This is a genomic window from Hymenobacter metallicola (assembly GCF_004745645.1).
Classification (GTDB): domain Bacteria; phylum Bacteroidota; class Bacteroidia; order Cytophagales; family Hymenobacteraceae; genus Hymenobacter; species Hymenobacter metallicola.
The window spans coordinates 1,653,883-1,666,578 of sequence record NZ_SRMB01000001.1; the positions used below are offsets into that span (position 1 = coordinate 1,653,883).

Below are 12,696 nucleotides of genomic sequence, written 5' to 3' on the forward strand. Positions count from 1 at the left end.
GCCGCACGACCTGGCCTTATAGCTTAAACAGCGCCCGGGTATTGCGCGTGGTGGCTTCGGCAATTTCCTCGGGGCTTTTGCCCAGCAGCTCGGCTACGCGGCGGGCAATCAGGGGCAGGTAGGCCGGCTCGTTACGCTTGCCGCGGTGGGGCACCGGGGCCAGGTAGGGGCAGTCGGTTTCGAGGAGCAGGTGCTCGAGGGCTATATCGGGCAGGAACTTGTCGGCGCCCCCGTTCTTGAATGTCGCTACGCCCCCGATACCAAGCTTAAACCCCAGGCGAAGCACCCGCTCGGCTTCTTCCTTGGTACCCGAAAAGCAGTGGAACACCCCGCGCAACGAGCCGTCCTGGGCGGCCTCGATAATCTCGGCGGTTTCGGCAAAGGCGTCGCGGGTGTGGAGCACGAGCGGCAGGTCGTGAGTTTTGGCCAGGGCTACTTGCACGCGCAGCGCCTCCTGCTGTTGCGCCAAGGTCGTTTTGTCCCAATACAGGTCGATACCGCACTCCCCTACCGCTGCAAACGGCCGCTTGCCCAGCCACTCCTCCACCAGGTACAGCTCCCGCTCGAAGTCCTTACCAACCGAACACGGGTGCAGGCCCATCATCGAAAAGCACTGCTGGGGAAAGCGGGCCTCGGTTTCGAGCATAGCATCAATGCTGGTGTGGTCGATGTTGGGCATCACGATGGTCGTGACGCCTGCTTCGTAGGCCCGGTAGAGCGCCTCGTCCCGGTCTGGTTTGAACTGTTCGGAGTAGATATGCGCGTGCGAATCGGTGAGCTGCATTACGGGGGTGGTTCTTTAGGAGTGGAGGGCCCTGAACTAACGGGGCCTTATTTGTATAAACGGCCTTTCCAGTCGAAAGACAACGGGAGCAGGCGGAACAGGCTCAGACTGACGGTGAGGGCCACGGTGTAGAGTTCAAAGGCGGGCAGCAGGTGCCAGGGCATGCGCAGGCCGGCGCGGCGGTAGCAGGCGTAAGCCAGCAGGCCTTGCAACAGCATTTTCGTTCCCAGCACCAGCAGGGCCGCGCCGGGCCCCGCCACCCAGGCCAGTACCAGCAGCATCGGATAAAAGGCCGCGTAGAACAGCAACCCGCCCTGTAGCCACCACGGCAGGGCCTCGACGCCCCGCATCCAGCGGCGGCGCTGGTGCAACAGGCGCCGGGGCGTGCTGATGGGCAGGGAACAAGCCAGCACCTCGGGCCGAAATACGTTCCGAAAGGTAAAGCCCCGGCTTAGCACGGCCTTGAACAGCTCAAAGTCTTCGGTTACGGAAAACGGCAGCCGCTCGTAGCCGCCGGTGGCTTCGTAGGCCGCCCGTGTCACGAGCATGTTGTTGCCCATGGCCGTCACGGGCCGCCCCAGATCCGACACGACCTGCACCAAGCCCAAGGATTGCAGCCAGTCGAGGCCCTGCAGCTGGTCGAACAGCCGGGGCCCCTTCACTACTGTCAGCCCCGTTACGGTGCCCACTTCGGGCTGGGCAAACGGCAGCATGCCCTGCACCCAGCCCGCGGGCACGGCAATATCGGCGTCGGTAATAAAGAAGTACGCCGTGGTAGCCGCGCGGGCCAGGTGAGCCAGCACGTTGGCCTTGCCCCGGGCCGAGCCGAGCTGGTCGGTAATGGTCAGGCAGCGAAACTGCCCGGCGTAGCCCTGCATTGCCTGTTCGGCCACGGCCCGGGTCTGATCGGTGGAGGCATCGTCGCCGAGCAGCACTTCCACCAGCTCGGCGGGGTAGCGAAGCTGCCGAATGGCCGTGAGGCACCGCCCAATGGCGGCTTCCTCGTTGCGGGCCGCAATCAGGATGCTGACGCGCGGCCAGGGCTGGGCCAGCAGCGGCGGCGCGGGCCGGCGGCGGACCCAGAACAAGAGCGTGGAAGCGGCCAGCACCCCAAACCAACTTCCGAAATAGGCGGTCAGCAACAGCATCTAGCCTGGTTAAAGCAGTTCAAACCGAAAGTCCTGCTCGGCAAAATGGTCCAGGTAGCGCGGCAGCACGTAGCGCAGGTTGCGGCTGGCCTTGAGGCTGTCGTGAAACACTACCACCGACCCCGGGCGCGTCAGGCGCAGCGCGTCGCGCAGGCACTTCTCGGAGGCGTAGTCCTTGTCGTAGTCGCAGGTCAGCAGGTCCCACATAACGATGCGGTAGTGCTGCTCCAGCTGGCGGTTCAGGGCGGGCGTGATACGGCCGTAGGGCGGGCGAAAGAACTGGGGTGCACCGGCCGGCAGCACGGCCGCCAGGGCCCGCTGGCACTGGGCTATGTCCTCGTGATACGCAGCGGGAGCGGTACTCCAGCCGCTGAGGTGATGCTGGGTGTGGTTGCCGAGCTGATGACCGGCGGCTAAAGCGGCACGGGCAATGTCGGGGTGGCGCTGCAAATTGTCGCCGACGCAGAAAAACAAGGCCTTGGCGTTATACAGCGCCAGTTGCTCCAGTACCCAGGGCGTTTCCTCCGGAATCGGGCCGTCGTCGAAAGTCAGGTAAAGAGTTTTCTGCCCGTCGGCGGTGGTCTGCGGACCGCGCCAAATGGTGTTGGGCAGCCAGCGGTGCATTACTTCGGGCAAACGATGAAGATGCATTCGGAGAACAGGAAAACGGTGAGAACAGGGGGCAGCTACCGGGCGAAGCGGGAGGCCGTTACGTCAACAATATTTTGCCACAATAGCTCCGCGCTGCGGGTCCAGGAAAACCGGTGCACATTGTCCAGCCCTTGGCGCCGCAGCTCCTGCCGCAGCTCCGCATCAGCTTCCAGGCGGCTCAGGCCGTCGGCAATGGAGTCGACGGAGAACGGGTCGACGAGCAGCGCGGCCGAACCAGCCACCTCGGGCATGGAACTGCGGTTGGAGGTAAGCACCGGGGAGGCGCAGGCCTGGGCCTCGATGATGGGAATACCAAAACCCTCGAAATACGGCACGTACACCGTCGTAAGGGCCGCGGCGTAGAGCTGCACCAGCTCCCCGTCCGTGACCCGGCCCGTGAGGTGTACGGCCCCGCGGTGCTGCATCTGCTGGTAGGCATCGAACATAGGACCCGCTTTCCAGGCCGTGCGGCCCACAATAAGCAGCTTAGCCGCCGAGCCGGTCCGGGTCTTAAACTGGTCGAAGGCCCGCAGCAGGTTGACCAGGTTTTTGCGCGGCTGCAGAGCTCCCACAAACAGGAAATAGGGCTTGCCCGCGCTAAACCGGTCCCGCACTTCCTGCTGCTCCTCGGCCGGCAACGGCCGGAAATGGGCATCGGCCGCGTTGTACACCACCCGGATTTTGTCGGCCGCCGTGCCGTAGGTACGCACCAAGTCCTGCTTGGTAGCTTCCGACACGGCCACAATGCGGGCCGAAGCCCGCACGAATTTCGGGGTGAAGTAGTGGTAGTACTTGCGCTGCAGCCAGTCGACATCCTGGGGAAAATGCTCGAAGGCCAGGTCGTGGATAACGGTGATGCGCGGCACGCGGGTGCTGAGCGTGGTAAACCCATCCGGACTCAGAAACACGGCCGGGCGGTGTTTCCGCAGCCAGGCGGCCACGGCCCCCTCAAACCAGGCCACAAACAGAAACGGGTGGCGGGCCGGGGGCAGCAGCACGTGGGGCACGACGTTGTCGGCGAAGAGGTAGCGCGCGTCGTAGGCCCGGTCGAACAGAAAGTGAAAGGTGTGCTCGGGGTGCTGCCGGACCAGGCGGCTCAGCGTTTCGAAGGTGAAACGGCCGATGCCCTCGAGCTTGTCGCCGGGCAGCAGGAAACGGACGTTAACGGCAATATTCAACGGAGAGGCGGATTTCGGAGGCGCTAAGATGTCCGTTTTTTGAAAAAGATGCGGCGGCGGCCCACGTTAGCGCCGCAGGGCCTTGAGCTCGGCTACCCGGACAATCCCGGTCCCGAACAGGATGGCGACAAAGGCCAGCCCCCCTCCTACCGCCTCGAGTAGCCAGTGGTTGAAAAGCTGCTGCAAGCCCCAGAATACGCCGCACAGCAGTCCAAACGCCAGCAGCAGGCGGCCAATGGTGGCCCAGGGCACGGCCACGCCCGCCCGCCGCTGCACCAGCCACAGGTAGCCCCCCGACACAAACACGACGCAGAGCAGCGTATTCAGGGCCGCGGCCAGGGCGCCGTAGCGGGGTAGCAGGAAAACGTTGAGCACCACGTTCAGCCCGATGCTACCCGCCACAAGCCAGCTCACGGGCTTTTCGTGGTTGGTGCTGGTTAGCAGGGTGCTGTAGATGGCAAAGAAGGCGTGCACCAGCACGTTCACAAACAAGATTTTCAGGCTCAGAGTCATACGCTCCAGCTCGGGGCCAGTGCTGTGGGTAAACTGCCAGAACAACACTTCCCCGCGAAACAGCACGAAGGCGCAGACAAAGAGCAACGGCACCGTAACGACGCGCTGCCCAAACCAGAGCAGTTCCTGCTGCTCTTCGCGCTTGCCCGTAACGAAGGCAAACTTGGCAAAAAACAAGGGTAGCACCGTCCACAGATACATCATCACGGCATCGACCCAGCGGTAGGCCGCCGCGTAGTAGCCCGCCTCGGCCGGCGAGGCCAAGCGCTCCAGCATCAGCATATCCACCCGCTCGTTGAGGCCGTAGACCAGCGTTATCAGGGCCAGGGGCAGGCTGGCTTGCAGCAAGTTGCGGGCATGCTCCCATTTGAGCCTGAAGCGCACCCGCCCGTAGAGGCGCGTCACCAGGCCGTAAAGCACCACAAAGGTGAAGAGCACCGCCACGGCCCGGGCGCCCACGTAGCGGTCCAGGGTAATGCCAACCGGAATCAGGGCCAGCACCAGCACCAGCAGCAGGGCTTTTTCCAGCACCGACAGCACGGCGTCGGTGTTAAAGCGCTGGTGGGCCTGCAGGGTGCCGCGCAAAAACTGCGTGTACTGCATCACCAGCAGCGAAGCGCCGGTAAGGGCCAGCAGCGTGAGGGTGTGGCCGTGGTAGCCCAGCAGCCAGCCGCTGCCCACCATCAGCCCCAGAAACAGCACCGACAGCCAGCCCTTGAGCGGAAGCAGCGTGGGAAAATATTCGCTTAAGAATTGCGGATTGGCCGCTACCCGCTTGGTAGTGAGCTGGGTAGTACCCAAATCCGACACCGAGGCCACGATAAGCGTCCAGTTGAACAGGGCCGTAAAAGTACCAAAAGCGGCGTGGCCCAACCGGTCCTGCACCAGGTTTTCCACGACCACCCACCCGGGCTTCACCAGCAGGTTGAGCAGAACGACGAAGCTGATATTTCCGAAAAACTTTTTGATACGGCCAGAACCTAAGTGGGGGCCGAAATTAAGCAAAAACCCTGGGCACAGCCCAGTAATACGGTAGGCAGCGGCCAGAAACCGAACAGCCCGCCTCCCGGAGCCAGGCTTTTGGCCCAGCGCCGACCTGTACTAGCCCAAGCGTTACTTTCGTTACCAGAACCATTCGGCGGCCTATTCATTGCGCGGAATTTGAAGTAGCTTTGCCCCAATGCAGTTTGCCGAAAACCGGCGAAAACTGCGTCTGTCGTCCTTTTACCTTTTGCATGTCTTCCCGTTCCTATTCATTATTGGGTCTGTGGCCCGTAGTCAACCGTTGGAAGTACCTGGTTGCCGCCGCCGTCGGTCTGGCCCTGGTCATCAGCGTAGTAGTGAGCCTGTTGATGCCGAATATCTATAAGTCGACAGCCGTATTTTACCCCACTAACCCCAACACCACAGACCCCGACCGCATCGTGTCGGATGGGGGCAAGCTGGAGCTGGGTGGCCGGGCCGAAGACCTGGACCGGGTTATTACCATCGGCGAGTCGCAAACCCTGGCCGAACTCATTATCAAGCAGTTCAACCTGCACAAGCACTACAAAACCGGGGAAGCCGGCGACGCGGCCGACCAAGCTGCTCTGGACGAGTTCAACAGCAACTTTACCATTGTTCACAACGACCGGGACGCTATTGAGGTCAACTTTCAGGACACCGACAAGGTGCTGGCGGCCCGGGTGGCCAATGCCATTGTGCAGAATATCGACTCGATCAACCAGCAGCTGACTTTCGAAAACCGCCGCAAGATTATTGAGCTCTACCAGGGCCGCAAGGAGTTTTTGGAGCGCGAATACACCGCCGCCCACGACAGCCTGCTGGCCGGCCGCCGCCGCTACGGCATCTACGGCATGGAAAACGAGTCGCGCTACCTGGGCCGGGCCATTATCGAAACCGAAACCAAGCTGCGCCAGGCCGAAGGCGAAGGCAACAGCAGCAAAGCCGCCGGCCTGCGCAAAGCCCTGCGCGGCCTCACCCAGGCCGACGGCGGCAACTACCTGAACCTGGAGAACTACGTGAAGGGCACCGACCGGATGGCGACGATATACGCGCGCTTTGCCGACATCCAGGGCCGCCTGATCGGGGCCCGCAATGCCTACGAAACGGCCAAGCTGGCCATCAGCGGCAAGATTTCCTCGATCTACAGCGTGCAGAAAGCTTTCCCGGCTACGAAGAAAACCAAGCCCGTCCGCTGGCTGATTGTGGCCTCGTCCGTGGTTATTACCCTGGCGCTGTCCCTGATTCTGATCACCTTGCTGGAGCTCTACCGCGGTAATCTCAGCGTAGGCCGCCCCGGCTCCGAACCCCAGTACTAACCCGCTGATGGCCGCTACTTCGCTGCTGGCGCGCCTGCGCCCCCAAGATTCGGCCCAACGCCTCTACATCGGCTTTATCGTGCTGCTGCTGGTCAGCGGGGCGGCGGCCATGCTGCTACAGGCCTCGCTGTGGCTGGCCCTGCCGTTTGCCCTGCTGGGGGTGGTCGTTCTATTGGTCGACTGGCGCTGGGTGTACTACGTGCTGCTGCTCACGCTGGCCTTCTCCCGGGAAATACCGCTGCCCGGGGGCCTGAGCATGGACGTGCCTTCCGAGCCGCTGATGCTGATTTTGCTGATGTGCTTCGGCGTGAGCGTGCTCCTGGGGCGCACCCAGGTACCGGCCCGTATCTGGCGGCACCCGTTGGTCATTATTATGGGCCTGGCCCTGCTGTGGTCATCGGTGTCGATGATGTTTTCGGTCAGCACGGTGAAGTCGGTGAAATATCTGCTGGCCAAAACCTGGTACATCGTGCCGTTCGTGTTTGTCACGGCTTCCATTGTGCGCCGCCCGGCGGATGTGTGGCGGCTCGTGGCCTTCTACGTAGCCGGAGCCGCTATTACGGTCATCTACACCACGTTTCGGCACGCTACCAAGGGCCTGAGCTTCGACTCTATTAACTGGGCCATTCAGCCGTTCTACATCAACCACGTGATTTACGCCGTGGTGCAGGCCCTGCTGATTCCCTACGCTTTCTACGCCGCCCGCGACGCGCAGGGCACCCGCCGGCTGCTCTGGCGCATTGCCCTGGGTATTTTGCTCTTCGGCGTGGTGTTTTCCTATACCCGGGCCTCCATGGCTTCGCTGCCCCTTGCGGGCCTGTTCTACCTGGCCCTGCGCCTGCGCCTGACCCGCGTTATTCTGGCCGTTGCCGCGGTTGTGGTTACGCTGGGCGCCACGTACTTCATGCACCAGAACAACTACATGCTCTACGCCCCGGATTTCGAGAAAACCGTCTTCAACGGCCACAATTTCGAAAAGCACCTGGAGGCTACCTACAAGCTGCAGGACGTGTCGGGCATGGAGCGGGTGTACCGCTGGGTCGCTGCCGCCCGCATGATCAGTGAGAAGCCCCTGACGGGCAGCGGGCCGAGCACCTTCTACCCTGAGTACAAGAAGTACACGGTCAAGAGCTTCCGCACCTACGTGAGCGACAATCCGGAAAAGTCGACCACGCACAACTACTTTTTGCTGCAGCTAGCCGAACAAGGCTTCCCGGGCTTCCTGCTCTTTGTTGTTCTCTTTGGTACGGCGCTGGTGTTGGTCGAGAAGCTGTATCACCGCAGCCGCTCCCCCCAACACCGCCGCGTGGTGCTGGCCGCAGGCCTGTCGTTGGTGGTCATCATCTTTCACTTGCTGCTCAACGAGCTGGTCGAAGTCGACAAGGTGGGCTCCTTCTTCTACATTGCCCTGGCTTTGCTCATGCGTGCCGAAGGCTGGATTGCTGAGGAAAACAGTGTAGCGGTGCAGTAACGTCCTGCCGAGAAGGCGTGGATGTGCTGAGGGGCTAGTGCCCGTGTCCTTGCGAGGCGCAGCCGTGGCAATCCGTCTTCTGCGCAGGTAGTCACGGTCTTTTACCAGAAAGCCCTTTATTCCAGCTGGAATAAAGGGCTTTTCACGTTAGGGGGCTCAGCACATTGCAGAGGACGAAGTGCGTCGTCCGGCGTCCTCGCAAGGACACGAATTCACCAGTTCAGCTTTTCACCTCTTTACTTAAACCGGCAGCTGAGAATCGTGATGTCGTCGGCGAACTGGTTTTTGGTGACGCTGAATTCCTCAATTTCCCGCAGCATCTCCTTGTGCAGGGCCGTCAGCGGCAGGTAGCGGTTACGCTGCACCAGCTTTACAAGGCCTTCCTCGCCGTACTCGGCCCCGGCTTCGTCGAAGACTTCGGTCAGGCCATCGGTGTAGCTCAGCAGCAGGGAGTGGGGCGGAATTTCGGTTTCGCCCACCGTTAGCATGGGCAGCTTCTCCATAATGCCCAGCATCACGGTGCCGGACTTGAGGTACTGAATCGGGCCGGAGTCGGTGAGCAGAATCGGGTCGTTGTGGCCGGCATTCACGTACTGCAAATGCCGCGTGGCCCGGTTATAAATGCCGAAGAAGACGGTGATAAACTTCTCCCCGCCCGAGTTACGGAACAGCAGGTGGTTCAGCTCGTGCACAATGGTGGCCAAATCCACGTTCTGCCGCAGCAGAGTGCGCAATCCGGCCTGGAAGTTCGACATCAGCAACGAAGCCGGCACACCCTTGCCCGATACGTCGGCCACGCAGAACAGGAACCGGTCCTTGTCGATGCTGACCACGTCGTAGTAGTCGCCGCCAATGGCCGTGTGGGGCACGTAGCTGGCGTGCACGGCCACCTGGGCATCGTTGGGCAGCTTGCTTGGAAACAGCAGGTTCTGCACTTCCTGGGCAATTTCGATTTCCTTGCGCATGGCCGCGGCCGAAATCCGCTGCCGGTTCAGGCGCCGGTTTTCGATGGCCCCAACCAGGATATTGCTCAGGGTTTCCAGAAACTTATTGGCCTCCTCATTGGCGTAGTCCTCCTGCACGTTGCCAATTATCACGTAGGCCAGCACGGTGTCTTGCTGGGTCACGGGAATCACGGTTTCGAGCTTTTCCCACTCCTTGTCCAGGCCCAGACTGGCCACCGGGCAAGGGCCGGCCAAGCAATTGTCGATGATCTGGTCGGGCAGCGGAATTTTCTTGAAATCGGCCAGCTGAAAACCAAACGACACGGTGCACTGCCACCGCCCTTCGTCCTTGACGTAGAGCACGATACGACGGATATTCAACTGCCCCAGCAGGGTAAACTGAAAGATCTTGTAGAGCGTCTCCTCGGTGGTGTCCTGGTTGATGGCCTGGGTGATTTCCAGCAAAGCGCTCAGCTCCTGCTTTTTCAGCAGCAGCACCTTTCGCAGGCTCAGAACGTCGGGGTGAACGTGACTCGTATCAGGCATCGGGTTGGTTTTTCGTTGTTAGCTTTTGGGTCGTTGGTTAGTCGCTTTTAGCTTGGGGAAAAGCCTGTTTAAAAACGAAAAACCGCTACTTAAAACCTAAGCACCAAGGGGGGTTTTGGGGTCGTAGGCATCGCGCAGGCCGTTGCCCAGCAGGTTGAAGCTCAGCACCAGCAGACTGATGGCCAGCCCCGGCAGCAGCGTAAGCCACAAGCCGGCCTGGGTGCCCAGCAGCTGAAACCCTTCGTTCACCATCAGGCCCCACGACGGGGCTGGCGGCTGCACGCCCAGGCCCAGAAAGCTCAGGCCAGCTTCCAGCAAGATAGCGGCCGCAAAGTTACTGGTTGCAATTACAATCAGGGGCCCCGTCATGTTGGGCAGCAGGTGACGGGCAATCAAACGGCTCTGGGGCAGGCCCAGCACCCGGCCGGCTTCCACGAAGGTTTTTTCGCGCAGGCTCAGCATCTGGCCGCGCACTACCCGGGCCACATCGACCCACATGGTAAGGCCCACGGCCACGAAGGAAGTCCAGACACCCTTGCTGTCGAGGGCCAAAGAAATAGCAATGACCAGCATAATGCCCGGGATGCTCCACACCACCGTCATCAGGCCCAGCAGCACACTATCGACCCAGCCCCCCACGTAGCCCGCCACGGCCCCGATGAGCATGCCCAACACCAGCGAGATGAGCACCGCCACCAAGCCGATTCCCAGCGACACGCGCGTGCCCAGCAGCAGGCGGCTTAGCTCGTCGCGGCCAGCTTTGTCGGTACCCAGCCAGTAGGTTCGCTTCACAATCCGCTCCTGCTCCACAATGCGTTGCAGTTCCTGGGCCGGGCCCGTCTGGCCCGCCACTTGCGCCAGGGAGTAGCGCCGGGGCTGGTCGGCCAGGGCGCTGTGGTTGCGGTAGGGCAGTATCAGCACCGAGTCGCCCACGATTCGGTAGCCGCCGATGGGGGTTTCCTGAAAATGCGTTTCGCGCCCCTGCCACCACGTGCGCCAGATGTTGTCGGGAGCGGCCGTTTCGGCCGCGGCGGGCAGGCGCAGAATAGTGGCCACGAAGCCGGGGGGCTCTTTTTGGAGCTGCACCAGCCCGTTGTTGGCATTGGGCGAATTATCGGGCAGCACCCAGTAGCCCGCCAGCGCCACCAGCGTGCACAGCACAATGAAGCCCAGACCCAGCATGGCGGGGCGGTTTTGCAGCAGGCGCTGCCGCACGTAGTAGCCCGGCGGGCGGGCCGGCGGCGGGCCAGGCGCAAAAGAAGCGGTGCGGGTGGCCACCTTAGCGGCTATTATGGGCCAGCAGGCCGGGCTTGGTGGCCAGGAAGTAGCAGTCGCGCACCAGGGCCCCAAACGAAGTGGTTTCGTAGGCCAGCTCGGTATCCGGGTCGGGGTAGAAGCACTTGATGAAGTCCTGCTCCAGCAGGCCGCGCAGGCCGCGCTCCAGCTCGGCGGCGGGCAGGCCGGTTTTTTCGCGCAGGGTATTAAAGGGAGTGACGAAGTACAGCTCGTCGATGATGTCGTATTCGGTATCGGTCACGGGGAGCGGGGCAGGTGAAGTAAGCAAATGTAGCTCCGCGCGACGGGAAAGGGAAATGCGAGGGTGGTTTTGGGGGAGTCTTCTGTCTTGTTTGCGTTTGGCTTATGCTATCAGCAAGCGCAGCAGCACGGTTTCGGCAATGGAGAGCGGAACGTTAGGGGCAACCAACCACCATCATGCTGCTTCTAATCGATTCTATTTCTATATAGGCCATGATACTCTTAATTTCCTTCGTCGATAGCTGGAAGCTAGGCATCTGCTGCTGCTGGTACTGATCGAAGATCTTCACTGCGTACTCGTCGCCGCTGGCTACCATTTTGCTGGAATTTCTCACCCATGGCACCAGCCAGGCAATGGAACGACGCTTATGAACATCTTTTAGGGCGGGCCCTACCACTACTTCCTTAACAGCATGGCATTGAGCACAGTTACGGGTAAATAAAACCTCTCCCTGCACACTAGCAGCCAGCGTTACAGAATCAAAACCCATAACGGGGGCAGCCAGTTGCGTTGAATCCAAAGGCTGAGCACTGTCACCTGCAACGAAGGCCAGCGGTTCTGTATCGGGCGGCACGATGGAAACCAGACCGGCCGCGCTAAGCAGCAAACTGCCCATAGCCAACACAACAGCCAGCATACAAACTGGCAACATCCAGGCAAAATCGTACTTCCGCATGAGCGTAGAGGCCTGTTACAGCCCGTTGATTCACTAGATAAGTACGCTCAAGATTAGTGCGAAAACAACCGCTCCTGCCCTGTTTTACTGGGTATTTCTGTCGTAGCTTGACCGGTTTTAACCCAAGCCTAAGCTTCAGCGCTTTTCGCTGGCCCGGGCCGGGTTATGGTTGCACGGCAACCTTACTTTGTCCTCACCGCCCGCTCCTTCCACACGTAGCTCCCGCGCAGCCCCAGCAGCTAAGGCGTAGGGAACTACCAGGTCTACTTCAGCAATACAAACGGTAGCCTAGTCAAGCTAGTTGAATAGGAAAGCTCACAGTTTACTTGTCTGATACTGAGCTTAGCATTCGTATGAATAAGTCATTGCGCTTATGATTGTACTGCTCGCTATCATCAATAGAGGCAAAGTTCATTTTAATAACCTTCTCTTTCTTCACCATGAAAGCGGTAGTAGATCTTAGATTGACACCCCTAGCTGAGAATGAATAATCAACCAGTTTCATAGTGGCTGCATTTATGACTGTATCCTTACAGGAAATCAGCTTGAATTTTTCAAGCACTTCACCCAATCCTTCTTCATAAGTAGAACAAAGACTATTATTGAACTCGCTTTTATCCAACGGCACAAGAGTCATCACAATATTATCGCAGAATGATATTTCCTCGCCGCATTTTGCTCTAAAAGCACGGGATGTACTATCTTTTACTGTTACTGCTTCCCATTTCTGAGGCAAGGTAAATTGTACTTGATCAAAGCTCTGATTGCCTGGATCTTTACGCTGCACCTTCACTTTTACATCTACATTGCAAGCACTGCAAATGAGTAATGCAGCTACTAAGTAGCTGCTGGATAGTGTAAAATTCATTTGCATGACTTGTATTAGTTTTATTCGTTAGAAATCAACTTGCTCCCTAGCAAAAGTAA

General features: G+C 60.0%; 12 protein-coding genes. 2 read left to right on the forward strand and 10 right to left on the reverse strand.

The features are described 5' to 3' along the window. Nucleotides 1-16: 16 nt before the first annotated feature. The 5 genes from E5K02_RS06935 to E5K02_RS06955 form a co-directional block, all read right to left on the reverse strand. On the reverse strand, nt 17-784 hold the full coding sequence (locus E5K02_RS06935; RefSeq protein WP_135393373.1) for a TatD family hydrolase: 768 nt from the start codon (nt 782-784) through the stop codon (nt 17-19). 47 nt (nt 785-831) lie between these two features. After that, entirely contained in the window at nt 832-1,932 is a 1,101-nt protein-coding gene (locus E5K02_RS06940) for a glycosyltransferase (RefSeq protein ID WP_135393375.1), read from the reverse strand. A gap of 9 nt (nt 1,933-1,941) precedes the next feature. Continuing rightward, a complete protein-coding gene (locus E5K02_RS06945) occupies nt 1,942-2,583 on the reverse strand; it encodes a polysaccharide deacetylase family protein (protein WP_135393377.1) in 642 nt (213 codons plus the stop codon). Nucleotides 2,584-2,618: 35 nt separating this feature from the next. Continuing rightward, the gene (locus E5K02_RS06950) at nt 2,619-3,761 is read right to left on the reverse strand and encodes a glycosyltransferase family 4 protein (RefSeq protein WP_135393379.1); all 1,143 of its coding nucleotides are present in this window, start codon (nt 3,759-3,761) and stop codon (nt 2,619-2,621) included. A gap of 66 nt (nt 3,762-3,827) precedes the next feature. Next, on the reverse strand, nt 3,828-5,279 hold the full coding sequence (locus E5K02_RS06955; RefSeq protein WP_135393381.1) for an oligosaccharide flippase family protein: 1,452 nt from the start codon (nt 5,277-5,279) through the stop codon (nt 3,828-3,830). A 230-nt stretch (nt 5,280-5,509) separates the two neighbouring features. Between E5K02_RS06955 and E5K02_RS06960 the strand changes: the two genes are divergently transcribed. Continuing rightward, entirely contained in the window at nt 5,510-6,595 is a 1,086-nt protein-coding gene (locus tag E5K02_RS06960; RefSeq protein ID WP_135393383.1) for a GumC domain-containing protein, read from the forward strand. A 7-nt stretch (nt 6,596-6,602) separates the two neighbouring features. Further along, nucleotides 6,603-8,066, forward strand: a complete 1,464-nt coding sequence (locus tag E5K02_RS06965) for an O-antigen ligase family protein (protein ID WP_135393385.1) — start codon at nt 6,603-6,605, stop codon at nt 8,064-8,066. Nucleotides 8,067-8,302: 236 nt separating this feature from the next. Here the strand turns inward: E5K02_RS06965 and E5K02_RS06970 are convergent, their stop codons facing one another. From E5K02_RS06970 to E5K02_RS06990, 5 genes are all read right to left on the reverse strand, one after another. Next, nucleotides 8,303-9,556: a PP2C family protein-serine/threonine phosphatase gene (locus E5K02_RS06970; protein ID WP_135393387.1), complete on the reverse strand. Its 1,254-nt coding sequence runs from the start codon at nt 9,554-9,556 to the stop codon at nt 8,303-8,305. A gap of 96 nt (nt 9,557-9,652) precedes the next feature. Next, a complete protein-coding gene (locus tag E5K02_RS06975) occupies nt 9,653-10,834 on the reverse strand; it encodes an ABC transporter permease (RefSeq protein ID WP_167856310.1) in 1,182 nt (393 codons plus the stop codon). A 1-nt stretch (nt 10,835) separates the two neighbouring features. Beyond that, complete coding sequence (locus tag E5K02_RS06980) at nt 10,836-11,093, reverse strand: hypothetical protein (RefSeq protein WP_135393389.1); 258 nt, start codon at nt 11,091-11,093, stop codon at nt 10,836-10,838. 154 nt (nt 11,094-11,247) lie between these two features. Next, nucleotides 11,248-11,769: a c-type cytochrome gene (locus tag E5K02_RS25860; protein ID WP_240737178.1), complete on the reverse strand. Its 522-nt coding sequence runs from the start codon at nt 11,767-11,769 to the stop codon at nt 11,248-11,250. Nucleotides 11,770-12,091: 322 nt separating this feature from the next. Then, nucleotides 12,092-12,643 carry a hypothetical protein gene (locus E5K02_RS06990; protein WP_135393391.1) on the reverse strand — a complete coding sequence of 184 codons (552 nt, stop codon included), beginning with the start codon at nt 12,641-12,643 and terminating at the stop codon, nt 12,092-12,094. Nucleotides 12,644-12,696 lie beyond the last annotated feature (53 nt).